A 26708-nucleotide genomic window follows, 5' to 3' on the forward strand; every position below is an offset into this window, starting at 1 on the left:
ATGTGGCTATCTTTGTCCGGATTAACCAAGGGTTTTGCCCTGATTAACCGTGGGCCTCGGCCAGATACAGCCAGGTATCGATGACTGTGTCAGGGTTCAGGGACACGGTATCAATGCCCTGCTCCACCAGCCAGGCGGCGAAGTCGGCGTGATCCGATGGACCCTGACCGCAAATACCCACGTAAGCACCCTTGGCCTTGGCAGCCTTGATGGCCATGGCAAGCAGCGCCTTAACGGCTTCGTTACGTTCATCGAACAGGTGGCTGATGATGCCGGAGTCGCGGTCCAGACCCAGAGTCAGCTGAGTCAGGTCGTTAGAGCCGATGGAGAAACCATCGAAGTGCTCCAGGAACTGCTCGGCCAGCAGGGCGTTGGATGGCAGTTCGCACATCATGATAACGCGCAGACCATCTTTACCACGCTCCAGACCTTCCTGTTTCAGGAGTTCAATCACCTGCTCGGCTTCACCCAGGGTGCGCACGAATGGGATCATGATTTCCACATTCTTCAGGCCCATGTCGTTGCGAACACGCTTGATAGCTTCACACTCGAGGGCGAAACAGTCGCGGAACGACTCAGAGATATAACGGCTGGCACCGCGGAAGCCCAGCATTGGGTTCTCTTCTTCTGGCTCGTAGCGATCGCCGCCCACCAGGTTGGCGTATTCGTTTGACTTGAAGTCAGACATACGCACGATCACCTTCTTCGGATGGAAGGCCGCAGCAATAGTGGCGATACCTTCAACCAGACGGGCTACATAATACTCAACTGGCGAGTCGTAACCGGCGATCATCTCGTTGATTTCTTCCTGCAGGGCAGCTTCCTGCTGGTTGAACTCGAGCAGTGCCTTGGGGTGAATACCAATCATGCGGTTGATGATGAACTCAAGACGGGCCAGACCCACACCCTCGTTTGGCAGACGGGCGAAGTCGAAGGCGCGGTCAGGGTTACCCACGTTCATCATTATCTTCATTGGCAGATCAGGCATGGAATCCACGCGGCTGGAGATCACTTCGAACTCCTGCTTGCCATCGTAGATGTAACCCGTGTCGCCTTCGGCGCAGGATACAGTGACCATCTGGCCGTTCTGAATACGGTCAGTCACGTCACCACAACCCACAACGGCTGGCACACCCAGTTCACGGGCGATAATCGCAGCGTGACAGGTACGGCCACCACGGTTGGTCACGATGGCGCTGGCGCGCTTCATGATAGGTTCCCAATCCGGGTCGGTCATGTCGGTAACCAGTACATCGCCTGGCTGGATTTTGTCCATTTCTTCGATGGAGTTCAGTACCTTGGCAACACCGGAGCCCACCTTGTGACCGATGGCACGGCCTTCGCTGATCACAGCGCCGCGGCTCTTCAGGTGGTAGCGTTCAATCAGTTGAACGTCTTCACGTGAACGTACTGTCTCAGGACGGGCCTGAACAATGTACAGCTTGCCATCGTTGCCATCTTTGGCCCACTCGATGTCCATTGGACGACCGTAGTGCTTCTCGATGATGATAGCCTGCTTGGCCAGTTCCATCACTTCGGCATCATTAATGGAGAACTGACGACGGTTTTCCACGCTCACATCTTCAATTTTCACCTGCTTACCGTGTGAAAGATCGTCTGAGTAGACCATCTGGATAAGCTTGGAACCGATGTTGCGGCGTACCACGGCCTGATGGCCGGCGGTCAGGGTTGGCTTATGAACGTAGAATTCGTCAGGGTTAACGGCGCCCTGCACAACCATTTCGCCCAGACCGTAAGATGAGGTCACGAATACCACATCATCGTTACCGGATTCGGTGTCGATGGTAAACATTACGCCAGAGGCAGCTTTGTCAGAACGCACCATGCGCTGCACACCGGCAGACAGGGCCACACCGCGGTGGTCGTAACCCTGGTGAACGCGGTAAGAAATCGCGCGGTCGTTAAACAAAGACGCAAATACGTGCTTGATAGCCACCAATACGGCATCGTAACCCTTCACGTTCAGGAAGGTTTCCTGCTGACCGGCGAAAGAGGCATCAGGCATGTCTTCGGCTGTGGCAGAGGAACGTACGGCAAAGGAGGCTTCGGTGGTTTCACCGGAGAGTTTGTCATAGGCCTCGTGGATGGCCTTTTCGAGTTCGGGTTGGAAAGGGGTTTCGATAACCCACTGTCTGATCTGTGCACCCACTTTCGCCAGTGCGTTAACATCGTCGACGTCCAGAGTGTCAAGAATGTCATAAATCTTCTGGTTTACTCCGCTTTGCTCAAGGAACTCATTGAATGCATGAGCCGTGGTTGCAAAGCCACCGGGGACTTGAACACCTGCGTTGGCCAGATTACTGATCATCTCGCCCAGTGAAGCGTTCTTGCCGCCAACTCTGTTGACGTCGCCCATGCCCAATTCCTGATACCAGAGTACATATTGCTGCACAGTTCTATCTCCGCATGTTTATTTAGTTGGCCCCTTCACACCGGGGCAGCGGCATTTTACACTTCGGGGCATTAAGCGTAAATCTATAATTTTCTTTGTAATTTTATTACTACATGAGGTTGGTATGGCTCGTAAAGTTTTCTACATTTCCGATGGAACGGCGATCACAGCAGAAGTTTTCGGCCATGCAGTACTTTCACAATTTCCTATGGAATTTGAAGCAATTACCATTCCATTTGTCGAAACCAACGCCAAAGCAGAAGCGGTAAAAAAGCAGATAAATGATAGTTTTATTACAACAGGAGAGCGGCCTCTGGTATTTCATTCCATCGTAAAGCCGGAGATCAGAGATGTTATCTATTCCAGTGAAGGACTGGATTATGACTTTTTGAACACCTTCGTGGCACCACTTGAGCAACAATTGGGCGTCAGTGCGGCACCTGTGCTGCATCGTACCCATGGCAAAGCCAATCACAGCTACGAAGCCCGTATCGATGCCATTAACTTCGCCATGGAAAACGATGACGGCCAAACCTTAAAACACATGGACAAAGCCGACATTATCCTGCTCGGCGTATCACGCTGCGGCAAAACCCCGTCCAGCCTGTATCTGTCAATGCAGTTTGGTATTAAAGCGGCAAATTACCCTTTTACTGAGGATGACATGGACAGCTTAAAGCTGCCTGAAGCACTCAAGCGTAACAAACACAAGTTATTTGGTCTGACTATCGATCCGGTGCGTTTGCAGGAAATTCGCCAGAGCCGGATGGAGAACAGCCGCTACTCCTCTTTGCGCCAATGTCGGATGGAAGTAAAGGAAGTGGAAATGATGTTTAAGAAGGAACGCATTCCTTATATAGACACCACCAATCACTCGGTGGAGGAAATCGCCACCAAAATCCTCGACATGACAGGTATGGAGCGTCATATGTTCTAAGATTGGCCGCTTCGGTCAATCGGATCTAACTTAAATCAATTTCGTTGCACAGTTGTCGATTAATTACACAATCGGCACTGTGCAGTCCGTCACTATTGGTTATAATCCGGTTCAATCTGGCGATAAGCCCGCACCAAACCGGTATGCTGAATGACGATTAAGACTGACGAACTACGTACATCCCTTCTTTGTAAAGTAATTTCACCTTCACAACTGGCCGCAGAATACCCGCTGACGCAGGAAGCGGCTGACTATCTGGTTGCCCAGCGCCGTGAGGTGGAAGCCATTCTGACCGGTCAGGATCCTCGCCTTCTGGTGATCATCGGCCCTTGCTCTATTCACGATACCGAAGCTGCGCTGGAATATGCCGGACGTCTGGCAAAGTTGCACCATGAACTTAAAGACGATTTGTGCATACTGATGCGGGTGTATTTTGAAAAGCCGCGTACCATTGTGGGCTGGAAGGGGCTGATTTCAGACCCGGATCTGGACGGCAGCTTCAGTGCAAACAAAGGGCTGCGCCTGGCCCGTCATCTGCTGCAGCAAATTACCGAGCTTAAACTGCCTATCGCCACCGAGTTTTTGGATATGGTGAACGGTCAGTACATCGCCGACCTTATTACCTGGGGTGCCATCGGTGCCCGTACCACCGAAAGCCAAATCCACCGCGAAATGGCCTCGGCGCTGTCTTGCCCAGTCGGCTTTAAAAACGGCACGGACGGCAATATCAATATCGCCGTGGATGCCGTGCGCGCCGCCAAGGTGCCGCACATCTTCTACTCACCGGATAAAGATGGTCATATGTCGGTGTACCGTACCCACGGTAACCCTTACGGTCATATCATTCTGCGCGGTGGCAAGAACCCCAACTACGCCGCGGAGCATGTGCAAAAGGCCCATGAGCAGCTAAAAGCCACTGGCATCGACACCGGCATGGTAATTGACTTCTCCCACGGCAACAGCCAGAAGCAGCATATGAAACAGCTGGAAGTAGCCGAAGATGTGATGGCACAAATTCGCGCCGGCTCCACCGCCATCGCCGGGATTATGGCCGAAAGCTTTATCGAAGAAGGCAATCAGAGCGTGGTGGAAGGTCAGCCGCTTTGCTATGGTAAGTCCATTACCGATGCTTGCCTGAGCTGGGGCGATACCGAGCCGCTGCTGCGCAATCTCGCCGCCGCTGCACGGGTACGCCGCGAGCTGAAAAAATAAATCACTTACATCATTTGCACTATAAAAGCCTCCATAGGGAGGCTTTTTTATTATCAATTCTCTGAGATCTTTTATTCATACAACCACCATACAGGTCAGTTAGCTGGCTGGATATTTGAATTCAGGGCATTTCACCCCGATTCACATCGTTTCCAGCCCATAGTCCATGACAGCAAACCAGCGAAAAGGCTATACTGCGCGCCTTTTGAGTAAACTTCAGATTTGTCTGCATAACCCCAAGGTTGCCGTATGCCACTGACTGACACCCAGCCTCAATTTCCTGAGGCCATTGCCCGCCGTATTGACGCCTCTGAAGCACGCGTTATCAAAGCGGTTTTTCCGTCCAACACCAACCATCACAACACCCTGTTTGGCGGTGAAGCTCTCGCCTGGATGGATGAAACCGCCTTTATTGCCGCCACCCGCTTTTGCCGCAAAACCCTGGTCACTGTGAGCTCTGATCGCATCGATTTCAACAAAGCCATTCCCGCCGGCAGCCTGGCAGAATTGATTGCCCGGGTGATCCACGTGGGTAACACCAGCCTCAAGGTCGAAGTGAATATTTTCGTTGAAGACATGTACCAGGACAAAAGAGAGCATGCCATTCGTGGCGTCTTTACCTTTGTGGCAGTAGATGAAAATCGCAAACCCACCCAGGTATGGCCGCAGGACTAATTGCCGCTGCCACTAATGAGTATCTCAGGGGCAGTTGCACTGGCGCATCTGCCCCTGACAGCAAATACGACTTTAGTCTAACCCCAAAGAAAATTAACACATTCAAGGCAATAGCTCCGGATAAATCCATAGGATAATTGGGCATTCTTCTGTTACATTGGTTTTATTGCGCATCTGTGACGATAAGAAATATAACCGCATCATGAAGCTCGAGAATCTCAATGTGATCATTGCTGACGATCACCCCCTGTTTCGTAACGCCCTCAGGCAAGCCTTGTCCAGCGCCTTTGCCGATACCCGCTGGTTCGAAGCTGACAGTGCCGATGCACTGCAGTTGCTGCTTGATAAACCCGAGGTCGATTACGATCTGGTGCTGCTGGATTTGCAGATGCCAGGCTCCCACGGTTACTCAACCCTGATACATCTTCGCTCCCATTACCCGGATATCCCGGTGGTGGTGATCTCCGCCCACGAAGACGCTCAAACCATCAGTCGTGCCATCCATTATGGCAGCGCCGGTTTTATTCCCAAATCAGCCTCCATGGAAACCCTCACCGAGGCCATGAGTGCCGTACTCTATGGTGATATCTGGCTGCCCCAGGACATTGAACTGGTCAAGATTGAAGAAGACGGCACCGATCAGGTGGCGGGTAAACTTGCGGATCTTACCCCGCAGCAATACCGGGTATTGCAGATGTTTGCCGAAGGCCTGCTCAACAAACAAATCGCCTATGATTTAGGTGTGTCAGAAGCCACCATCAAGGCCCACGCCACCGCCATTTTCAGAAAGCTTGGGGTAAGAAACCGCACCCAGGCCGTGATTGCATTGCAGCAGCTTGAAATGGACAAGGTCGATTTGGGGCAAAGCCACTGAGACTCTGAGCCATAAAGCCCCAGTCCCAGTTTCGACACCGTCATACACAATAAAAAGGCCGCATTCATTGCGGCCTTCTTATTTCATCTGTCAGCCACGGAGGCTCTCACGCAGCTGATAATACAGCATGCCAATGGCCAACGCCTGATTCCCAAACCATTCATTTAACGGAATGCGCCAGTGCTTCATGCCCGCAAAGAGGCCAAACTCACGCAGATCGCCATCGATGGCTTTGGCCATGATTTCTGACATGATGTGGCTGGTCGCTACCCCATGCCCCGAGTAACCCTGGCAGTAATAGACATGCTCGGAGACTTTGCCAAGTTGCGGTATGCGGTTAATCACAATCCCCGCCATACCCGCCCAGGCAAATTCGATTTCCACGCCTTTAAGACGCGGGAAGGTGCGTTCAATCGCAGGGCGCAGCTCTTCGGCCACATTCTTGGGGTCACGGCCACTGTAGTTGGTGCCGCCGCCGAACATTAACCGGTTATCCGCGGTAAGCCGATAATAATCCAGTACAAAACGGCAATCATACACCGCAAGGTTGTGTGGATTGATTGCACTGGCCACTTCGTCGGATAAGCGTACTGTCGCGCAATTACCCAGGGATGCCGGAAATAACATGCCTCTGAGTTTCGGGCGTCCCAGCTTGTGATAGGCATTGCCGGCAATGAGCACCTTGTTTGCGGTAACGCTGCCAAAGGCTGTTTTCACCACGGGGCGCTGGCCCTCAACAATATCCAGCACCTGGGTGTCTTCGAAAATCTGTACCCCGAGACTTTCTGCCGCCCTCGCCTCACCGATACACAGATTTACCGAATGCAGGTGCATGTTCTTTTTGTTGAGCAAGCCACCATGGTAGAGGTGCGATTCGAGATACTGTGGCATCTCGTTCTTTTCGACCAATGACACCAGGTCGCCCATACCCCTTCGCTCTGCTTCATCCAACATGGATTTAAGCTCATTCATGTGCGCAGGTTTATAGGCTGTGTGCAAATGGCCATGGCGCAAATCGCAATCGATTTGGTACTTAGCTACCCGGTTTTTGATGATGTCGTGACCGCGCCAGCGCAGCGCCCAAACATAATCCTCAGCTTCTTCACCGATACGGTTTCTGAGCTGTTTGGTCATGGCTTGATCGCCGGACAGCGACCCTGTGACCTGACCACCGTTTCGGCCTGTTGCGCCCCAGGCTATCTTATTGGCCTCCAGCAGCACCACCTTGTAGCCCCGTTCGGCCAGTTCCAGTGCAGTGTTTACACCGGTAAATCCGCCACCGATCACTGCCACATCCGCCTGAATTGCTTCAGTTAAGCGCGGATAGTCAGTTTCGTGTTTAATGGTGGCATTGTAATAAGAGCCGCAACGAGCTTGCATGGAGAGTCCTGTTGTTTTTTATTTTTTACGGATGTTAGCGATATATACAACAGAAGGTCAATGGGTGAACAGTAATTTGTTCACCCATTGGAAAACGTGTGAAAAGCCGGGCGTAAAAAACACCCGGTGATTGGACGTTAACGCATCACGTCCTGGAGCAGGGATTATTTCACCAAACTTGAAATCAATGCCCTGAGCGCCGCCGGTTTAACCATCTTCGCCATGTAGTGGTAGCCGCGGCGCTGTACGTCTTCCACCAAATCTTTACGGGTATTGGCGGTAATAAGAATGCCGGGCAAGTGCTCGCCATAGAGAGCACGTATCCCGTCCATGGCATCCACGCCGTTCTGGCCATCATCCAGATGATAATCCGCCAGTACTATATCCGGCGCCAGCCCCTTGAGGCCCAGCTTGATACGGGCGTCACCGAGATCCCGCGCGCAGATGACCTCACACTGCCAGCGCCTGAGCAGACTCTCAAGCCCGGCAAGAATAGCTTCTTCGTTGTCGATACAAAGCACCTTCACCCCGGCCAGCGGCTGCAGCACAGTGGGCCTGCGGGTTGGCACGGGCGCAGTGACGGTTTTACCAAGTGGCACAGAGATGGAGAACACCGAGCCACGCCCCAGTACAGAAGCCACCTTGATATCATGGCCGAGCACCTTGCTTATCCTGTCTGCAATGGCAAGCCCCAAGCCAAGGCCACTGACGCCCTTGCTGTGTGGATTCGACAGTCGTTTGAACTCTTTGAAAATTTCGTGAAGTTCCCGCTCATCAATGCCGCACCCCGTGTCCAGCACCTGGATCTCAAGCTCACCGGGGCGATGGCGGCAGCCAAGCAGTACCCGGCCACCGCGGGCATAACGGTAAGCGTTGGTCAAAAAGTTTTGCAATACGCGCCTGAGCAGCGCCGGGTCAGAGTTGATGGTGACGCTGGACGACACCATGGCAAAACGAATCTGATTGTCTTTGCCCATGGCATCGAATTCGACCGCCAAACCGGAGAGAATATCCGATACCGCAAAATCCCGTCGGTTGACCTCTACCATGCCGGAGTCCAGCTTGGAGATGTCCAGGAGGTCGGTAAGCAACTCACCGGCGATTTTAAGCGAGCTGTTCACATGGGATAAGGTGGTGCGGGCCTCGTCATCGAGATTGCTGTACTGGGAAAGCGATGCCGTAAACAGTCGTGCTGCGTTCAGCGGCTGCATCAGATCATGACCCACTGCCGCCAAAAACCGGCTTTTTGAGGCGTTGGCCATCTCTTCCTGGGCCTTGGCTTCCAGCAGCTGGCTATTGAGCATGGCAAGCTCATAAGTCCGCTCTTTCACCCTGCTCTCCAGGGTTTCGTTGGACTCTTTCAGTGCCCGCTCCTGGGCGCGGTATTGGGTAATGTCGGTAAAGGTCATCACAAAACCGCCGTCTGGCATGGGGTTTCCCTGAATTTTTATCACCTTGCCGTCGCTGCGCTCCCGCTCAGAGGTGTGTGGCGTCCCGTTTCGCATATGCTGCACGCGCCGCTCTACCTGCTCTTCGATATCGCCAACACCACAGTATCCACGTGCGGCATTGAAACGAATGACTTCGTTGATGGGCATGCCCGGCTGCAGGAAATTATCCGGATACTGATAAAGCTCACCGTAGCGGGCATTCCAGGCGACCAGATTCAGGTCTTTATCCACTACGCTGATGCCTTCATAGGCGTGCTCAATTGCCCCCCTGAGCATTTCCTGACTCAGGATGACCTTGGAGGAGGCCTCATCCACTAACGACAGCACTTCATCCAGCGCCAGATCCCGCCCCGCGATAACTGAATCTAGCACCAACGCGGCGCTGGAGGCGCCAAGCACGCCCGAAAGCAGGTGTTCCGTGTGAGCGATGAGTTCCGGTGACGCGGCCTTATTCCAGCTGTCGCGGTTGACCGCTTCGGGGGAAAAGCGGCTGAAGCTTTCATAGGCACGGGTGGGACTGACAAAACGGCTCACCAAAATCAGCAAGTCCTGCTGAGAGATAGGGCCGGTGCGGCGGTTACCGGCAGTTTTAAGCTCCCCCGGTGATACGAAGCTACTGGCCTGAATACGCTCAACCACCCCGGCCCTGAACCAGATGGAGCCCAGCACATAGAATACCGAGTTCACCATGATGGCAAGCAGGGTGTCAGACACATTCGGGCTTATGTAAGACAGCAGCCACACATCCGATAACCCGGCGCTGGCCACACGCTCACCCGCGCCTTGCAGCAAAATCCACACCCAAAGCCCGAATCCCGCAGCCAGTCCCAAAAAGACGCCGGCGCGATTGCCGTGCTTCCAATAAAGGCCGCCCACCAGTGCGGGGGCGAGCTGCGCGAAGGCACCAAAGGCCAGCATGCCCAAATGAGCCAGTGAATCGCTGTCGGCAAGGTACAAAAACGACAGGTAACCTATGCCAAGGATGATGACTATCGCGAGGCGGCGGGCATTCAGCAGGAACTGGGAAAACTGGGCGAAGTTTTTCTTACGGATGCGGCCGCTTCTGAGCATCAGCGGCACCAGCCATTCGTTACTTATCATGATGGAGATGGTCACCACCGCCACTATCACCATACCGGTGGCGGCAGATAAGGTACCGAGAAGGGCGACAATGGCAAGGCCATCGGCATTGAGGGCCAGCGGCAGGTTAATCACATAACTGTCGGCGGGCACACTGTCACCAAGAAGCAGCTTACCCGCCAGGGCCAGCGGTGCCACAAATAGCCCGAAGAGGGCAATATAAACAGGGAATATCCAGCGGCCGCGGCGAAGGACACTTTCACCTGCACATTCCACCACCATCACGTGGAACTGGCGCGGCATACACAAAAAAGCGGCAATGCCGACGACCAGGTCCGGCAGTATGGCTTCGAGTCTGAGCTTGGGATGTTGGATGATCCCGGCCTCATCCGCCTGTTGCCAGATGTCGGAGAAGCCATCAAAAACGCCGAAGCTGATAACCAGGCCCACCAACAAAAATGCCGCCAGTTTCACCAAAGATTCGAAGGCGATGGCGAGCATCATCCCCGGATTGTGTTCCGTGGCATCAAGCTTTCTGGTACCAAAGAGGATGGCAAATACTGCCAGCACCACAGAAATAATCAGCGCCACACTCATGCCATCCAGGGGCTGGCCCGACTCCTGAAAGAGATTGAGTGACGCCACCATGGCCTTAAGCTGCAACGCGATATAAGGCATGATGCCGAAGAGTGCGATTAGGGTAACCAGGGCCGCCAGCCCCTGAGACTTGCCATAACGGGCGGCGATAAAGTCGGCCACCGAGGTGATGTTCTGCGCCTTGGATACCACCACCATTTTACGCAGCATGCCAAAGCCGAAGGTGAAAATGAGTATGGGCCCGAGAAAAATAGGCAAAAACGACCAGAGGTCTCCCGCCGACTGGCCAACAGTGCCCAAAAAGCTCCAGGATGAACAATATACCGCCAAACTCAGACCATAAATCCAGGTTTGCAGCTTCTTGGTCACGCCACTGAACCAACGCTCGGCGCCCCATGCCAGGAGGAAGAGCAGAAAGACGTAAAAAACCGCGATCACGGCAACAAAGAGGGTCAGATTCATAGTATGCTCATTTTTTTAGCCCATTGTGCCTCGAAAATTGTTGGAAATCCAGCCAACAATAAAGCTGCAAACAGCTAAAAAATAAGGAAAAAAGCAAACTAGACCAAGGTCTAATAGTGTGTGAGGGGTGCCATGCCCATACTCAAGCTCACGCAACAAATTATAAAAGGGAAGCCCTATGAGCACGCAGTCTCTCTACTCAGTGCCCGCCGATATCGCCGCCAATGCACTGGTAAACAACGAACAATATCAAAAGATGTACCAGGAATCCGTCGCCAATCCCGAGGGTTTCTGGGGAGAGCATGCCAAACGCATCGATTGGATAAAACCTTTCACTCAGGTCAAGGACACTTCCTACGACGACCAGAACCTGTACATCAAATGGTTCCATGACGGCACTCTCAACGCCTCCGCCAACTGCCTCGACCGCCATCTGGCCACCAAGGGTGATGATATCGCAATCATTTGGGAAGGCGATGATGCCAGCGAGCAGCGCAAAGTCACCTATCGTGAACTGCACGCCGAGGTGTGTCAGTTTGCCAATGCCCTTAAGGCTGAAGGTGTAAAGCGTGGTGATGTCGTCACCATTTATATGCCCATGGTGGTCGAAGCGACCGTCGCCATGCTCGCCTGCGCCCGTATAGGTGCAGTGCATTCGGTTGTATTCGGTGGTTTCTCACCCGACTCCATCGCATCCCGCGTCATTGATGGTAAATCCAAACTGCTTATTACCGCCGATGAAGGCGTACGTGGCGGCCGTAAAATTCCGCTCAAAGGGAATATCGACGAGGCTCTGAATCGTCCCGATGTGACCACGGTGGAAACCGTTATCGTACTCAAACGCACCGGCGGCGCCGTAAACTGGGTCGAAGGCCGCGATAAGTGGTGGCATCAGGTAACGGACGCTGCCGCAACAGACTGCCCGGTTGAGGAAATGGGCGCCGAAGACCCGCTGTTCCTGCTGTATACCTCAGGCTCCACCGGTAACCCCAAGGGTGTACTGCACACCACTGGCGGGTATCTGGTTTACGCCTCCATGACCCACGAATATGTGTTTGATTACAAACCCGGTGAAGTGTACTGGTGTACTGCCGACGTGGGCTGGATCACCGGTCACAGCTACATGGTCTATGGGCCACTGGCCAACGGTGCCACCATCCTTATCCATGAAGGTATCCCCAATTTCCCAAGCCCTGCACGCCTGGGTGAAATCGTGGACCGTCATCAGGTCAATATCCTGTACACGGCCCCAACCCTCATCCGTGCGCTCATGGCCGAAGGCAAGCAGCACTTTGACAATTTCGAAGGCAAATCGCTGCGCATCATGGGGTCTGTGGGTGAGCCCATCAACCCTGAAGCCTGGCGCTGGTACCATGAGGTGATTGGCCATGAACATTGCCCAATCGTGGATACCTGGTGGCAAACCGAAACCGGCGGCATCCTGATCACCCCGCTGCCAGGCGCCACTGATACCAAACCCGGCTCGGCCACCCGCCCCTTCTTTGGCGTACAGCCTGCACTGGTGGACAACGAAGGCAACATTCTCGAAGGCGCCACCGAAGGCAACCTGGTGCTGCTGGACTCCTGGCCCGGTCAGATGCGTACCGTCTACGGCGACCACGAGCGCTTTGTGCTGACCTATTTCAAGACCTTCCGCGGCATGTACTTCACCGGTGACGGTGCCCGCCGTGACGAAGACGGTTACTACTGGATCACCGGCCGTGTGGATGACGTGATTAACGTATCCGGTCACCGCCTCGGCACCGCCGAAGTGGAAAGCGCCCTGGTTGCACATGACCTGGTCGCCGAAGCAGCTGTGGTGGGTTATCCCCATGACATCAAGGGACAGGGTATTTATGCCTATGTCACCCTGACCAAGGGCACCGAAGCCACCGAAGAACTGCGTCAGGAGCTGCGTCAGTGGGTACGTAAAGAAATCGGCGCCCTGGCAACGCCCGATTTGATCCAGTGGGCCAACGGTTTACCCAAGACCCGCTCCGGTAAAATCATGCGTCGCTTTCTGCGTAAGATTGCGGCAAACGAAATCACCAACCTGGGTGATGCTTCCACCCTGGCCGATCCATCAGTTATCGATACCCTTATCGAAAGCCGCTTGAATCGCGCCGACTAACCAACCTTTCTTCTCCTCGAGCTTGGCCCCTGAATAAGGGGCCTTTTTTTGCCTGAACTTCAACCTCCCCTAACCCAAGGTGGTACAATCATCGCCTTTCATTCATGCGACACCATAGACCCCATCAGCCGACAATGACGATAAAACTCAGGGATTATCAGCAAGATGCTATAGAAGCAACTCTCGCCCATTTCAGAGAGAGCCGCGAGTCTGCCCTGCTGGTACTGCCAACCGGCGCCGGAAAAAGTCTGGTGATAGCCGAGCTTGCCCGTCTGGCAAAAGGGCGGGTATTGGTGCTGACCCACGTCAAAGAGTTGGTGGCCCAAAACGCCCAAAAAGTGGATGCACTCGCGGGCAACGCCAGCATCTTTTCTGCCGGACTCGGCGAAAAAGACACAGGCGGTAAAACTGTGATTGCCGGCATCCAGTCCGCTGCAGTCAATGTCGCGGCCTTTGATGCGCCATTTTCGTTGGTGATCATCGATGAGTGCCACAGAGTCAGCCTTGACGAAAACAGCCAATATCGGCAGCTGTTCAGTCAGCTGCGGGAGAAAAATCCGGACCTCTTGCTGCTCGGGCTTACTGCTACCCCCTATCGGTTGGGAGAAGGCGCGATATATAAACGTCATGTTCGTGGCCATGTGGGCAATCCCGACAAGGGCGTGTTCGATATCTGTATCTTCGAACTGCCCATCCGCAGCTTAATAAAACAAGGGTATTTAACCCAGCCGTTGCTGCTCGATGGTCTGGCCGCCCAGTATAACTTTGCCTCGCTCAAAGCCTCTGAAGAAACGGATTACCAGGAGGCCGAGGTGCAGGCCATTCTGGATACCAGCACCCGGGCTACGACTACCATCATTGGTCAGATAAAGGCACTGGCGCAGCAGCGTCTTGGGGTCATTATCTTCGCGGCCACAGTGCGCCATGCCAAAGAAATCATGGCACTGCTTGATGAGACTGCAGCGCTTATCACCGCCGACACCCCCGGGCCCGAGCGCGATAAGATCATCACCGCATTTAAAGCACAGGAACTGAAGTTTCTGGTGAATGTGGCGGTACTGACCACAGGCTTTGACGCGCCCCACGTGGATTTGATTGCCATATTGCGACCCACCGCCTCGGTAAGTCTATTCCAGCAAATGGTTGGGCGGGGCCTCAGGCTCTTCCCCAAAAAAACCGAGTGTCTCATTCTCGACTACGCCGCCAACGGATTCAGCCTGTACCACCCGGATGTGGGTAAACCCAGACCCGACAGCAAGAGTGTCCCCGTGCAGGTGCCCTGCCCAGCCTGCGGTTATGCCAACCTCTTTTGGGGCAAAGCCGATGCCGATGGCGACATAGTCGAGCACTACGGCAGGCGCTGTCAGGGTTTGCTAGACGATGGCAATCAGTGTGACTTTCGCTTTCGCGCCCGCATCTGTCCCGATTGCGGCGCCGAAAATGATATTGCCGCCAGAGTGTGCCGCGGCTGCGACTCCGCCCTGGTCGACCCGGACAAGCACCTCAAAGCTGTGCTGGCGCACAAGCACCATCACCTCTTTAAAGTCAGTGACATGCTTCTTGGGGCCTCCGAGACGGGCCTTGAGGTGACCTATGTGGATATGGACGGAAACCAGTTTGTTGAACGGTTTAAAATGCAAACACCGGCGCAGAAAAAAGCCCTCTTTGCCCTGTTTTTACTGCGTCACCAACGGGCGCCGGGACTTCCACTACCCAAATACCCCAGCGCCGAAGCCCTGATAAAAGACAGCGCCAGGTTCAGGGCGCCGGAGCTGCTGTTGCTGAAAAAGAGCAAGTTTGGCTGGCAGCTGGTCGACAAATTTTTTGATTACCGGGGCAAGTATCAAACCCGCACGCGATTTGCTGACTAAAGCGCGCCACGGATTATCAAAACCACCTTGGCTGTGATATAACAGCCACACAGTATCGTTCTGAGGAGACTACATGTACGTTGTAATTTTTGGCCGTCCCGGCTGCCCCTATTGCGTTCGTGCCGAGCAACTTTGTGAGCAGCTTGCCGAAAAACGTGAAGACTTCCGCTTCCGCTATGTGGATATCCATGCCGAAGGGATCAGCAAAGAAGACCTGTCCAAGACGGTTGGCAAGCCCGTGGAAACCGTACCGCAGATTTTTGTGGACAAGACCCACGTAGGTGGCTGCACCGACTTTGAGGCCTATGTTCGCGAGCACAATCTGCTGGCCTGAGCCCAATACAAATAGCCTGCTTAATGCAGGCTTTTTGTTGGCTGTTCAAACTCTTGCTGGTATGCAAATGGATTCATGGCTAAGCTGAATTAATTCCGGCCGCCGCTACCTGAGATGCAACATGGACTCGATGCTATCCACAATCATTGAAAAGGTTTCCAATACCCGGGGCGAAGCATTTTTCAATAGCATAACCCTGGCGCTGCACGATGCCATTGGCGCAGACTTCACCTTCGTTGCCATCCTGGATAAAGAAAACTACAGCTCACATACCCTGGCATTGGTGGCAGATGGCAAGCTGGTTGACAACATCTCCTACTCCCTTGCCAATACTCCCTGTGCCAATGCTGCCGACGATTCGGTTTGCTGCTACCGGGCCGATGTCACAGTGAGCTTCCCTGAAGACCTGATGCTGCAGGACATGGGGATTGAAGGCTACCTTGGCACACCGCTGCACGATCTCAAGGGAGAGGTGATGGGGATCATTGTCGCGCTCTATCGCCGCCCTATTGATAATCACACCTGGGCGCTGGAGCTGTTCAAACTGTTTTCGGGGCGCATAGAAGCCGAGCTTGACCGAGTCGAGCACGAAAAAAAGCTCGAGCAGGCCAATCAATCCCTCGAGACTAAAGTCGCCGAGCGTACCGAGCACCTAAACCGGGTTATTGCCGATTTAAAGCAGGCTCAGGATAAGCTTATCGAGTCGGAAAAAATGGCGGCGATGGGCAGCCTGGTGGCAGGTCTTGCCCATGAAGTGAACACACCGCTGGGTGTTGCAATTACAAGTTCCAGCGTCATTAAAGAACACAGAGACCTGCTGGTTAATGCCTATCGCAGCGGGGAACTTTCCACCGAACAATTGGATGAGTTTCTCGATGTCTGCGATAACGCGCTGTCGTTATTGGATATCAATCTTCATCGGGCCATCAAACTGGTTGAAAGCTTTAAACGCACCGCGGCCGACCAGCACACCAACGAGACCGAGCACATTAATCTGGCGCAGTATTACCATCAGGTCATTACCGCCGTTAAACCACTGCTTAAAACCATGCAGGCACAGGTTACCGTTGAGATCCCAACAGACTGGGAGGTGGATACTGTCCCGGGTGCCCACTCACAGATCCTCACCAATCTGCTCAGTAACAGCATCAATCATGCCTTCACCCAGGGCGAGGACAATCAAATCCACATCCGTGGCAAGCGCCTTGCCGATGGAAGTTACCACATCCATTACAGTGACAACGGTAAGGGCCTCAGCGAAGAAACCAGAAAACGCATTTTCGAACCCTTTTACACCACAGCGCGCGCCAAAGGCGGCATTGGTCTTGGAATGAGCATCGTCTTTAACCTTGTTCACCAACAGCTCAATGGCGCCCTGAGCTTGCCCGAGTCAGATAAAGGATTTGCCATGGAATTCAGCTTTAAGGGATAGCCGGGAAACTGGAACCAAATGAAAAAAGGCGAACCATGTTCGCCTTTTTTACGTTTCTCAGACTGAAAACTGATGGGGCTTAGAGCACATACTTGGCCGAGAAAATGACCCGGTTCAGGTCGCCGTCCACACCATTTTCTTTGCTGTTGGTGGCAAACATGTATTCGACACCAAAGGTCAGCGGCTTGCTTGGGGAGTACAGCAAATTCACATAGGCTGAGTAGGCATCTTTGTTCACGTTCTCACCTGTGATATCGACGTTGTTGTCGACCTTCATGCCGGACAGGGTGAAGCTTGAGCGCCACTGCTCGTTCCACCAATGACGATATGAGACAAAGCCGCCAAAGGAGCCAATGGTATCGAGCTGCCCGTCGGCATCTACTGAAGCGGCATTGGCAAAGTTAAGCCCCATGTAACGCCCCAGACCTTCACCCCAGGTGGCGGTGAACTTCAGATCGTCTTTACCCAGTGGAATAACACCGGCAAAGCTGGCACCGAAGCCCAGAGTTGAATCATCATAGTTGCTGTTTTCCAGTGTCAGCTGACGACCAATGGCCGCAACAGAGAAGGAAGCGCCACCTTCGGATTTGAAATTATAGCGTGCGACCACATCGGGCATCATGCCGCTGCCACTGGTGATACGGCTGCCGGTTTGATAATCACTGACGGTGGTTTCAGGGTTTTCCACAGCAAACTGGAAGCCGCCATTGGTGTAACGCAGCTGTGCCTGACGCACGAAGGGGGTACCATCCGCTGCGCCAACAAAGTCGAGGTTTTCAGGCAAAGCACCTGGGTTTTGGAAGGTGGTCCAGGTTTGACCCACGGTCCAGTTGTCATAGCTGACAAAGGCATGGCGAATGCGGGGCGAGTAACTATTGGAAACCCGCTCGTTACCGTCGGTATGGGTCATAAAGTCCAGCTCGATAAAGCCGGTCAGAGTATGCCCATCCAAATCTGTAGTGGTTTTAAAGTTAAAACGGGTTTCACGGGCCTGGAAATCAACAACCTGCTCGCCGTTACCCGCTTTACCATAAATGGTGCCCGGCACATAAAACTGACGGGATAAATCCCCCGACTCCGGTGCGCCATTGCTGTAATCACTGAACATCACGTCGGCCTTGATATAGCCGCCAAACTTAAAATCGGTTTTTCCGGTTTCGGCGATGGCAGAGCCTGACATCGCCAGAAGCGCACTGGCCAGCGCAAGTGAGACTGGTGCTTGTTTCATTCTTGTTGCTCCCTGATTGTTATTATGTATCAAAGGAACTATGAACAAATTGTTACTGAGGAAATATTAGCAATAGGTCTATGAGACAAAAGTAGAAAAGAGAAAGGTGATATTTGAGGAGTGGTGGGTCGTGAAGGATTCGAACCTTCGACCAATTGGTTAAAAGCCAACTGCTCTACCGACTGAGCTAACGACCCATCTGGGGTGCGTTATCGCAAATTGTCCACTTCGGGGAAGTGGTGGGTCGTGAAGGATTCGAACCTTCGACCAATTGGTTAAAAGCCAACTGCTCTACCGACTGAGCTAACGACCCATCTGGTTGCGATACTGCGAATTGTTCACTTCAGGGAAGTGGTGGGTCGTGAAGGATTCGAACCTTCGACCAATTGGTTAAAAGCCAACTGCTCTACCGACTGAGCTAACGACCCATCAAGGTTTGCGGTGTTTGAGATATCCAGCGAGTGGTGGGTCGTGAAGGATTCGAACCTTCGACCAATTGGTTAAAAGCCAACTGCTCTACCGACTGAGCTAACGACCCATCTCGAGATTTACCGCAGATTGCCACTTCAGAAAGAAGTGGTGGGTCGTGAAGGATTCGAACCTTCGACCAATTGGTTAAAAGCCAACTGCTCTACCGACTGAGCTAACGACCCAAATTTTGATACAGTGTTTACCGAGCGTGGTGGGTCGTGAAGGATTCGAACCTTCGACCAATTGGTTAAAAGCCAACTGCTCTACCGACTGAGCTAACGACCCGCTCGATACACTGTGATGATCCCGCCCCACCGAGAGTGGTGGGTCGTGAAGGATTCGAACCTTCGACCAATTGGTTAAAAGCCAACTGCTCTACCGACTGAGCTAACGACCCATCGGGATCCGGCGTTCTGAAATTGGTGGGTCGTGAAGGATTCGAACCTTCGACCAATTGGTTAAAAGCCAACTGCTCTACCGACTGAGCTAACGACCCATTCCAGATTGCCCTCTACGCTGCCTTGGCTGCGCTGAGGGCGCCTATAATACCTTTTTCAGTTATCCATGCAAGCGCAAATTCCCGAAACTTTTGCCGTTTGCATGAAAAACAGCCCAAGAGACTGTTTTCTGGATTAAAACCCGTCAAAGTGCGTTCAATTGCTGCTGTGCAATGCGCGCCGCAGCACTGTTTGCGTACTCTTTTATTACCTTGCGGTACAGGTTTTTAGCGCCAACGGTATCGCCTTTCTTCTCGGCAATCAGACCCAGCTTGACCAGGCTGTCACCGCGCTTGCTGGAGTCGGGATATTTTTCCACCACCACAGTAAAGGCACCACGGGCTTCGTCGAGCTCGTTCTTATTATAGAGGAGCTGACCCAGCCAATAGTTGGCATTATCAGTGTAGTTTGAGCCAGGGTATTTTTTGACAAAACTGCGAAATGCCGCGATAGCCTCATCGTACTTGCGCTCTTTGAGCACCAGGTTAATGGCCTGCTCGTAAGATGCGGTCTCATTGAGTGAAGCTTCCACCGCCACAGTACCGCCACTGACGACCGGCGAGCTTGCACCACCGGCTGCACTGACAGGTACCTGCGCCTGGGGCTGCACCTTGGCTGCGCCTGAACTCAAGCTGGCTATCTCTTCATACAGCTTGCGCTGACGCTCAAGCATCTGGTTGATTTGATAGTTCTGCTGCTCCGTGAGCCCACGCAAATCCAGCACTTCCTGCTGCAGGGCGTCCAAGCGACGCTGCATGTCAAAGTCGGTTTGCTGTTTGGCTTTCAGAATTCGCTCAAGCTTGGCGATACGCTCATCGAGGCTACCGCCACCACCCAAATCTTCAACCGGCGCGGCGGCAAAAGCCTGACCCGCCGCCAGCATGGCTACCAGTAATACAGTCTTTTTCATCAATCCTACCCTGTCGTGTTAACCCTCAGTACACCAATACTGCGCGACGGTTCTTGGAGAAACCTTCGTCGGTACGGGTCAGGTCCTGTGGCTTTTCTTCGCCGTAGCTGACAATGCTCATCTGGGCAGGTTGTACACCCATGGCCTGCAGATATTTGGCAACGGCCTTGGCACGGCGCTCACCCAGGGCGATGTTGTACTCTGGGGTACCACGCTCGTCAGAGTGGCCTTCAATCAGGATACGTACTGAAGGGTTCTCAAGCAGATAGTTACCGTGGGCCAGCAGGATATCGGCTGACAGCGGCGACACTTCACTGCGGTCGAAATCGAAGTAAATGACGTTCTCGCGGCGCAGCTCTTCCTGCTTCATGCGCATCTGCTCTTCAGGGGTCAGCATGCCAGACACACTGCCGGTTTCAACACCGCCCATGCTGGAGCCGCTACCACCCAGGCTGCTGGAAGAGCCACTGGCATCGGTGGCCGAGTCGGTTGAGCTACAGGCAGACAGTGCCATGATAGGGGCCACAATCAGCATGGTCTTAAGCAGTTTGTTCAATTCCATTTTTAAATCCTTTAATCAATCGGTGATGATAATTCGTTACAGGAACGGTGACCAGGAAGGTGATTTCACCTCCCCCTGCCCCGCGGGCAATCTTGCCTTAAAGCGTCCATCCGTAGACACGGCAGCGAGCACCTGCCGGCCCTGATGCGTGGTGCCATAAATGACCATGGTGCCATTGGGCGCCACGCTGGGAGATTCGTCCAAACGGGTCGTGGTCAGCACCTGCATAAACCGGGTTTCCAGATCCATGCGCGCGATGTTGAACTTGCCGTTGGTACGGTTTACAAAAATCATGGTACGGCCGTCCGGGGTGATGGAGCCACCGAGGTTCCACTCACCGTCAAAGGTCAGACGGGTCAACTTGCCGGAGTCCAGCTCCACCTTATACAACTGAGGTCTGCCGCCACGCTCAGAGGTGATAAGCAGCGACTTGCCGTCGGGGAACCAGGTAGGCTCAGTGTCGATGGCATAGTGATTGGTTATCCGGCGGGTGGTCTTGGTGGCGATATCGATGGTGTAGATTTCGCTCTGGCCATCTTTGGACAGCGTCACCGCCAGGGTTTTGCCATCGGGCGAAAAGCTTGGCGCGCCGTTAATACCGGGGAAGCTGGAAACCTTGGTGCGGGCCTGGGTAAAGATGTCCTGCACAAAGATTTCGGCCTTGCGGTTTTCAAAACTGACATAAGCCAGGCGGCGACCATCCGGTGACCATGCGGGTGACATCAGCGGCTCGGGCGAGCGCAGCAACATGTGCTCGTTGTAGCCGTCATAGTCGGAAATCATCAAACGGTATGGTGCTTTCTCGGCATGGTTTACCACCACGTAGGCAATACGGGTCAAAAAGGCGCCGCGAATACCGGTGAGCTTTTCGTACACCACATCGCTGATGCGATGACCGTACTGACGGAACTGAGCGGCGGTGATCACGGTCTGGCGGCTGTCCAGCAGCAGATCCTGCTTATTGAGCGGCGCCTGACCGGCCAGTTGGGCCTTGAGCAAATCAATCAAATCGAATGTGACCAGATACTGATCCGCACCATACGGCTTGATGGCACCCACCACGGCTGCTTCGGCGTTGATGCCGGTCCATTTTTGCGGTGCAAACTCAGCAAGAGTAGAAATGCCGTTTTGCGGTAAGCCCAGGGCATCCAGGGGTTTAAAGGTGCCGCTGCGGGTCAGATCCGAGGCCACCACATCTGAAATCTGTGATGGCACCGGGCCTGTGCCCTGCCAAACAAAGGGCACCACAGCAATGGGACGGGCAGCGTCAACACCTTCGGTGATAACGATATCCAGTGCGGCCTTCACGGGCAAAGACAGGGCGGCAATTATCAGCAGCGCCCACTTTCCGATGATCTTCATGAAACTCCTTTAGATTTCCGGTTGCACGGTCAAATTGATTTCTTTCATCAGCTGGTACACCTCAGGCTCAGGTGACACAGGCAGACGTCCGGCCTTGGTAATGGCCGCCTTGGCGGCGCGGCATACCACGCCGTCCCCCTCCCGCGCTTCGGCGGTGGTCACAAAACCATCGCTGGCGAGACGGATAAACATTTTACAGCTCTTGCCACGCATCGACTCATCCACCACCAGATTCCGCTGGATGGTGGCCTTGATCATGGCGGTGTATCTGTCACGCTCAGACACAAGCTGGCGATTGCGGGCGGCGTTGATGGTGGCCTGTTCGGCCGCCATCATGTCGGCCAGCTCCTGCTCACGGCGCGCCGCTTCTTCTGCGGCCTTGCGCTTACGTTCTGCTTCCGCCTTACGCTTGGCCTCTTCCTCAGCTTTGCGCTTGCGCTCTTCCTCGGCCTTGCGTTTACGCTCTTCTTCGGCTTTCTTGGCAGCGGCTTCTTCGGCCTTGCGTTTCTCTTCGGCCTTCTTGGCCGCTTCTTCGGCTGCCTTGCGCTCAGACTCTTTACGCACCCGCTCTTTTTCAGCCTTGTCGGCGGCTTGCTTGGCCTGCTCTTCCTTGCGCTTGGCTTCTTCGATGGCCTTTTGGGTCTCGATTTCCTTTTGCTTGCGCTCGGTTTCAAGCTGCTTCAGCTTGGCCTGCTCCTGCTCACGGGCCTTACGGGCTTCGTCGGCCTTGCGTTCCAGCTCTTCCTGACGCAGCTGCTCACGGCGCTCGGCTTCACGCTTCTCTTGCTTAATTTTCTCGGCCGCGGCCGCCACCTTTTGCTGGTCGATGAGTACCGCCTGCACAGGCGCGGCGGCTGCGGGTTCCGGGGTCTCGAGCTTTTTGGTGAAAAAGTCCAGCGCGCCCAGTGCCAACACCAGAATAATACCCAGGTGTATGGCCAGCGAGATGGCCACGGGTAAGGTTAAACTTGAATGGAATTTCTTTGCGGACACCCTGTTACTTCTCCTGTGGCGAGTCCGTCATCAGCCCCACCGAGGGCACTCCGGCTTTTTGCAGCGTGATCATCAACTGAATAACGTCCTCATAGGGAATGCTGCGGTCGGCTTTTACCACCACGGGGCGCTCCGGCTCCAACATGATCATGGCAGCAACCTGGGTTGCAACATCATCCAGCGTGAGCACGTCTTTGGCGCTGCTGCCACTGCCGATATCCAGATAATAATCCCCATTGGCATCGATGGAAGCCACAACCGGCGGCTTGCTGTCCGTTGACAGGGCTTCTGCCTCCCCAGTGGGCAAGTCCACCTTGACGCCCTGCGTCACAATCGGCGCAGTCGCCATAAAGATGATAAGCAGCACCAGCATCACGTCGATATAAGGTACGACGTTGATTTCAGCCACGGGGCGGCGGCGCTTGCGCTGATAACCGTGCATCAGGCTGACTCCTTCTCGGCATAAGCCTGACGGTGCAGGATGCTGGAGAACTCTTCCATAAAGTTCACATAGGTGCCTTCCAGCTTCTCCACCTCGGTGGAATAACGGTTATAGAAAATCACTGCAGGAATCGCGGCAGCCAGGCCCATGGCCGTGGCAATCAGGGCTTCGGCAATGGCGGGAGCCACGATACCCAGAGTGGGGTTTTGTACGGCGCCCAGGGCGATAAAGGCATTCATGATCCCCCATACGGTACCAAAGAGGCCGATGTAAGGGCTGGTTGAACCTATGGTGGCCAGCAGCGGCAAATTGGTTTCGAGTTTTTCAAGCTCGCGGGACAGAGTCACGCGCATGGCGCGGTAAGTACCGTCCATGACGGCGCCAGGGACACGGGCCGACAAGCGTGCCAGACGGGAATACTCTTTAAAGCCAGTGACAAACATGGCTTCGAGGCCGGCATTGGCGTCGCCGCGGGCAGACAGTTCCTGATACAGGCGATTCAAATCCACCCCGGACCAGAATTTGTCTTCAAATTTGGCAGAGCGCGACTTGGCGGCCTTGATGAGGTTGCGGCGCTGAATGATCACCGCCCAGGACAGGACCGACAGACCAACCAGCACAAGCATCACCAATTTGACCAGCAAGCTTGCCTGTAAAAAGAGTCCCAAAAACGAAATATCAGCGTGCACCTTGTGTTAACTCCTGCGCTATATGGGGTGGAATGGCATGGGGCCGCATCTTCGACAATGCCACGCAGGCAACCACTATGTGTCCCTCGCAGTAACAGGTGCCGGCCTCATCCAGAAGTCGTTGTTCGAAAACCATGGAGGCTTTCTTCATTTCTATGACAGTGGAATGCACAAAAAGATTCTGCTCAAAGCGCGCCGCTTTACGAAACTCTATCTCGGCCCGCTTCACCACAAAGGCGATATCGCCGGCCAGCAGCTCGGTCTGGCTGATGCCGAGCGCACGCAGCCATTCGCTTCTTGCCCGCTCGAAAAAGTTGAGATAATTGGAGTGATACACTACCCCACCGGCATCGGTATCTTCGTAGTAGACGGAAATAGGCCAGATAAACATGGCAAATGCGCACAAATCCTCTTGTTAAAGTGAGGCCTACTATACCTAGCCTGCTCGGGATTGTGAATGGCCGCTCCCCCGCCAACTGTAAAGAAAAATAAATGATAAAAGGGGCCGAAGCCCCTTGTATCAACGCATTTTTTGTGCGTTTTGCGTTCAGAGTTCAGTTGGCAGGGTTAAACCGAAGTTTTGCCACAAAAAGGCATAGATGTCGGCAAACTCGGCAATCTGCATCGAGGTGGGTTTACCCGCACCATGCCCGGCCTTTGACTCAATTCGCATAATCACAGGCGCTTGCCCCTTCTGTTTGGCCTGCAACATGGCGCCAAACTTGAAGCTGTGCAGCGGCACTACGCGATCGTCATGGTCGGCTGTCATCACCATGGTGGCAGGATAGGCCTGCGCTTTCACGTTGTGATAAGGCGAATATGCCAGCAGATATGGGAAGTCCTCAGCATTGTCGGCACTGCCGTATTCAGCCGTCCAGGCCCAACCTATGGTGAACTTCTGGAAGCGCAGCATATCCAGCACACCAACGGCTGGCAGGATGGCGGCAAACAAATCAGGTCTCTGGGTCACTGCTGCGCCCATCAAGAGCCCACCGTTGCTGCGGCCATAGGCGCCGAGCTTACTGCTGTTGGTGTAGTTTTCGCTGATAAGGTATTCGGCGGCAGCAAAATAGTCGTCAAACACGTTTTGCTTTTTACCGAACATACCGGCCTTGTGCCACTCTTCACCGTACTCGCTGCCACCACGAAGGGCTGGCACCGCATAGATGCCACCCATGTCCAGCCAGGCAATGGTGGCGGGGCTGAAGCGCGGGGTCATGGAGATAGAAAAACCACCGTAGGCATAAAGCAGCGTCGGGTTATTGCCGTCTTTCTTCAGCCCTTTTTTGTAACTGACCAGCATGGGGATGCGAGTGCCGTCTTTGCTGGTGTAAAACACCTGCTCAGACACGTAGTCGTCCGGATTGAAGGATACCTTGGGCGCACTGAACAGCTCATTGGTGCCCTTGTTCAGATCGTACTTGTAGATAGTCTGAGGCTGCACATAGCTGTTGAAGATGTAATAAAAGTAAGGCTTGCTGGCCTTGCCGTAGGGACCGGCTATCTTGCCCTTACCCGGCAGCGGCACATCCTCACGCTTCACCCCATCCATATTGTAAATGGACAATTGGCCCAGCACATCGTGCAGATAACTCACCACCAGATGCTCGCTGATAATGCTGACCGCAGCGATGGGGTCCTGAGATTCCGGCACCAGGGTGCGCCAGTTGTCTTTGGCAGGATTTCGGGTATCGACGGCAATGATGCGGCCTTTCGGGGCATCCAGATCGGTCTTGAAGTAGAACACCGGACCTTCGTTACCGAGGAACTGGTATTCAGCTTCCAACTCGCTCATCAGCTCAACCACTTTAAGGCTTTTATCTTTGAGCGGTTTATAGAAGAAGCGATTGCGGCTGTCTGTCCCCACTGAGACGCTTATCAGCAGGAAGTTACCGTCATCGGACACAGTGGACGAAAAGCCCCACTCGGGCTGGTCCGGACGCTCGTATACCAGAGTATCCTTCGCCTGTTCCTCGCCAATGCGGTGGAAATACACCTTCTGGTTGTAGTTCACATCGACCAGGATATCGCCGCCAGCGGGCGCATCATAGCGAGAGTAGTACACACCACTGTTGTCATGGGCCCACTCGGCGCGGGAAAACTTGATCCAGTTAAGGCTATCAGCCAACTTGCGGCCACTGGCCACATCGATAAAGGCCCACTCCTGCCAGTCGGAGCCGGACTTTGAAACGCCGTAAGCCAGGGTTTTGCCATCACCGCTTACGGATACGCCGGATAGGGCCACAGTGCCATCGGCTGAAAGCGTGTTGGGGTCAAGCAGTACCCGCTCGGCGCCGCCCTTTTCACTCACATAGAGTACGTTTTGTGATTGCAGGCCATTGTTTCTGAAAATAAAGCGATTTTCACCGTGCTCAAAAGGTGCACCTACTTTTTCAAAGTTCCACAGCTCGGTAATGCGGTCAACCACCACTTGCTTATTGGGAATGGCGGCAAGGTATTCTTCACCAAAAGCCTGCTGCCGTTTGACCCAATCTTCGGTCTCAGGGCTGCTTTCTTCGAGCCAACGATAAGGGTCTTGCACCTCAACGCCGTGAATTTGTTCACTTATGGCAACCGTTTGGCTGGCAGGATAAGCGATACCAGCCGCAGGGGCATCTTGGGTCGCTTCTTTGGTGTGACAGCCTGATAATCCCAGAGCAAAACCCAGGGTCAGCAGGCTTAGAGTGCTGATTCTGCTTGTCATT

At 53.9% G+C, this 26708-nt stretch carries 20 protein-coding genes and 8 tRNA genes; 8 read left to right on the forward strand and 20 right to left on the reverse strand.

Features of this window, described 5'->3' with window-relative positions; translation table 11 throughout:
- Nucleotides 1-43 precede the first annotated feature (43 nt).
- Nucleotides 44-2413, reverse strand: a complete 2370-nt coding sequence (ppsA, locus tag K0H63_RS11590; RefSeq protein ID WP_220064825.1) for a phosphoenolpyruvate synthase — start codon at nucleotides 2411-2413, stop codon at nucleotides 44-46.
- Between the two features lie 124 nt (nucleotides 2414-2537).
- Between ppsA and ppsR the strand changes: the two genes are divergently transcribed.
- The 4 genes from ppsR to K0H63_RS11610 all read left to right on the forward strand — a co-directional run bounded on the left by ppsR (nucleotide 2538) and on the right by K0H63_RS11610 (nucleotide 6111).
- On the forward strand, nucleotides 2538-3350 hold the full coding sequence (gene ppsR / locus K0H63_RS11595) for a posphoenolpyruvate synthetase regulatory kinase/phosphorylase PpsR (protein WP_011760186.1): 813 nt from the start codon (nucleotides 2538-2540) through the stop codon (nucleotides 3348-3350).
- A 150-nt stretch (nucleotides 3351-3500) separates the two neighbouring features.
- Nucleotides 3501-4562, forward strand: a complete 1062-nt coding sequence (locus tag K0H63_RS11600; protein WP_220064826.1) for a 3-deoxy-7-phosphoheptulonate synthase — start codon at nucleotides 3501-3503, stop codon at nucleotides 4560-4562.
- 249 nt (nucleotides 4563-4811) lie between these two features.
- Nucleotides 4812-5237 (forward strand): acyl-CoA thioesterase, encoded by a 426-nt coding sequence (locus K0H63_RS11605; protein ID WP_220064827.1) that lies wholly within the window; start codon nucleotides 4812-4814, stop codon nucleotides 5235-5237.
- 202 nt (nucleotides 5238-5439) lie between these two features.
- Nucleotides 5440-6111, forward strand: a complete 672-nt coding sequence (locus tag K0H63_RS11610) for a response regulator transcription factor (protein WP_220064828.1) — start codon at nucleotides 5440-5442, stop codon at nucleotides 6109-6111.
- A gap of 90 nt (nucleotides 6112-6201) precedes the next feature.
- On the opposite strand, the gene K0H63_RS11615 is transcribed toward K0H63_RS11610, so the two are convergent.
- Nucleotides 6202-7491, reverse strand: coding sequence for an NAD(P)/FAD-dependent oxidoreductase (locus K0H63_RS11615; RefSeq protein ID WP_220064829.1), 1290 nt, complete (start codon nucleotides 7489-7491; stop codon nucleotides 6202-6204).
- Between the two features lie 164 nt (nucleotides 7492-7655).
- The gene (locus K0H63_RS11620) at nucleotides 7656-11081 is read right to left on the reverse strand and encodes a hybrid sensor histidine kinase/response regulator (protein WP_220064830.1); all 3426 of its coding nucleotides are present in this window, start codon (nucleotides 11079-11081) and stop codon (nucleotides 7656-7658) included.
- Between the two features lie 178 nt (nucleotides 11082-11259).
- On the opposite strand from K0H63_RS11620, the gene acs reads away from it, so the two are divergent.
- From acs to K0H63_RS11640, 4 genes are all read left to right on the forward strand, one after another.
- Nucleotides 11260-13212 (forward strand): acetate--CoA ligase, encoded by a 1953-nt coding sequence (gene acs, locus K0H63_RS11625; protein WP_220064831.1) that lies wholly within the window; start codon nucleotides 11260-11262, stop codon nucleotides 13210-13212.
- Nucleotides 13213-13346: 134 nt separating this feature from the next.
- Nucleotides 13347-15083 (forward strand): DNA repair helicase RadD, encoded by a 1737-nt coding sequence (gene radD / locus K0H63_RS11630; RefSeq protein WP_220064832.1) that lies wholly within the window; start codon nucleotides 13347-13349, stop codon nucleotides 15081-15083.
- A 73-nt stretch (nucleotides 15084-15156) separates the two neighbouring features.
- The gene (locus K0H63_RS11635) at nucleotides 15157-15417 is read left to right on the forward strand and encodes a GrxA family glutaredoxin (protein WP_011760194.1); all 261 of its coding nucleotides are present in this window, start codon (nucleotides 15157-15159) and stop codon (nucleotides 15415-15417) included.
- 121 nt (nucleotides 15418-15538) lie between these two features.
- Nucleotides 15539-16849 (forward strand): sensor histidine kinase, encoded by a 1311-nt coding sequence (locus K0H63_RS11640; protein ID WP_220064833.1) that lies wholly within the window; start codon nucleotides 15539-15541, stop codon nucleotides 16847-16849.
- Nucleotides 16850-16928: 79 nt separating this feature from the next.
- On the opposite strand, the gene K0H63_RS11645 is transcribed toward K0H63_RS11640, so the two are convergent.
- The 17 genes from K0H63_RS11645 to K0H63_RS11725 all read right to left on the reverse strand — a co-directional run bounded on the left by K0H63_RS11645 (nucleotide 16929) and on the right by K0H63_RS11725 (nucleotide 26707).
- Nucleotides 16929-18077 carry a DcaP family trimeric outer membrane transporter gene (locus tag K0H63_RS11645; protein WP_220064834.1) on the reverse strand — a complete coding sequence of 383 codons (1149 nt, stop codon included), beginning with the start codon at nucleotides 18075-18077 and terminating at the stop codon, nucleotides 16929-16931.
- A 121-nt stretch (nucleotides 18078-18198) separates the two neighbouring features.
- Nucleotides 18199-18274: transfer RNA gene (locus tag K0H63_RS11650), tRNA-Lys, on the reverse strand.
- A 40-nt stretch (nucleotides 18275-18314) separates the two neighbouring features.
- Nucleotides 18315-18390: transfer RNA gene (locus K0H63_RS11655), tRNA-Lys, on the reverse strand.
- A gap of 39 nt (nucleotides 18391-18429) precedes the next feature.
- Nucleotides 18430-18505, reverse strand: a tRNA-Lys gene (locus tag K0H63_RS11660).
- Between the two features lie 34 nt (nucleotides 18506-18539).
- Nucleotides 18540-18615 (reverse strand) — tRNA-Lys (locus K0H63_RS11665).
- 39 nt (nucleotides 18616-18654) lie between these two features.
- Nucleotides 18655-18730, reverse strand: a tRNA-Lys gene (locus tag K0H63_RS11670).
- Between the two features lie 27 nt (nucleotides 18731-18757).
- Nucleotides 18758-18833: transfer RNA gene (locus K0H63_RS11675), tRNA-Lys, on the reverse strand.
- A 36-nt stretch (nucleotides 18834-18869) separates the two neighbouring features.
- Nucleotides 18870-18945, reverse strand: a tRNA-Lys gene (locus K0H63_RS11680).
- 23 nt (nucleotides 18946-18968) lie between these two features.
- Nucleotides 18969-19044: transfer RNA gene (locus tag K0H63_RS11685), tRNA-Lys, on the reverse strand.
- 146 nt (nucleotides 19045-19190) lie between these two features.
- Nucleotides 19191-19955 carry a tol-pal system protein YbgF gene (gene ybgF / locus K0H63_RS11690; protein ID WP_220064835.1) on the reverse strand — a complete coding sequence of 255 codons (765 nt, stop codon included), beginning with the start codon at nucleotides 19953-19955 and terminating at the stop codon, nucleotides 19191-19193.
- 25 nt (nucleotides 19956-19980) lie between these two features.
- Entirely contained in the window at nucleotides 19981-20517 is a 537-nt protein-coding gene (pal, locus tag K0H63_RS11695) for a peptidoglycan-associated lipoprotein Pal (RefSeq protein ID WP_011760198.1), read from the reverse strand.
- A gap of 36 nt (nucleotides 20518-20553) precedes the next feature.
- Nucleotides 20554-21879: a Tol-Pal system beta propeller repeat protein TolB gene (gene tolB / locus K0H63_RS11700; protein ID WP_220064836.1), complete on the reverse strand. Its 1326-nt coding sequence runs from the start codon at nucleotides 21877-21879 to the stop codon at nucleotides 20554-20556.
- A 9-nt stretch (nucleotides 21880-21888) separates the two neighbouring features.
- The gene (tolA, locus tag K0H63_RS11705) at nucleotides 21889-22872 is read right to left on the reverse strand and encodes a cell envelope integrity protein TolA (RefSeq protein ID WP_220064837.1); all 984 of its coding nucleotides are present in this window, start codon (nucleotides 22870-22872) and stop codon (nucleotides 21889-21891) included.
- 4 nt (nucleotides 22873-22876) lie between these two features.
- Nucleotides 22877-23317, reverse strand: coding sequence for a protein TolR (gene tolR, locus K0H63_RS11710; protein WP_220067888.1), 441 nt, complete (start codon nucleotides 23315-23317; stop codon nucleotides 22877-22879).
- Entirely contained in the window at nucleotides 23314-24003 is a 690-nt protein-coding gene (tolQ, locus tag K0H63_RS11715; protein WP_011760202.1) for a protein TolQ, read from the reverse strand. The genes tolR and tolQ overlap by 4 nt, the downstream gene beginning before the upstream one ends.
- Nucleotides 23993-24394 carry a tol-pal system-associated acyl-CoA thioesterase gene (gene ybgC / locus K0H63_RS11720; RefSeq protein ID WP_011760203.1) on the reverse strand — a complete coding sequence of 134 codons (402 nt, stop codon included), beginning with the start codon at nucleotides 24392-24394 and terminating at the stop codon, nucleotides 23993-23995. The genes tolQ and ybgC overlap by 11 nt, the downstream gene beginning before the upstream one ends.
- Nucleotides 24395-24550: 156 nt before the next feature.
- The gene (locus K0H63_RS11725) at nucleotides 24551-26707 is read right to left on the reverse strand and encodes a prolyl oligopeptidase family serine peptidase (protein WP_220064838.1); all 2157 of its coding nucleotides are present in this window, start codon (nucleotides 26705-26707) and stop codon (nucleotides 24551-24553) included.
- Nucleotide 26708 lies beyond the last annotated feature (1 nt).

This window comes from Shewanella zhangzhouensis, from assembly GCF_019457615.1.
GTDB lineage: Bacteria > Pseudomonadota > Gammaproteobacteria > Enterobacterales > Shewanellaceae > Shewanella > Shewanella zhangzhouensis.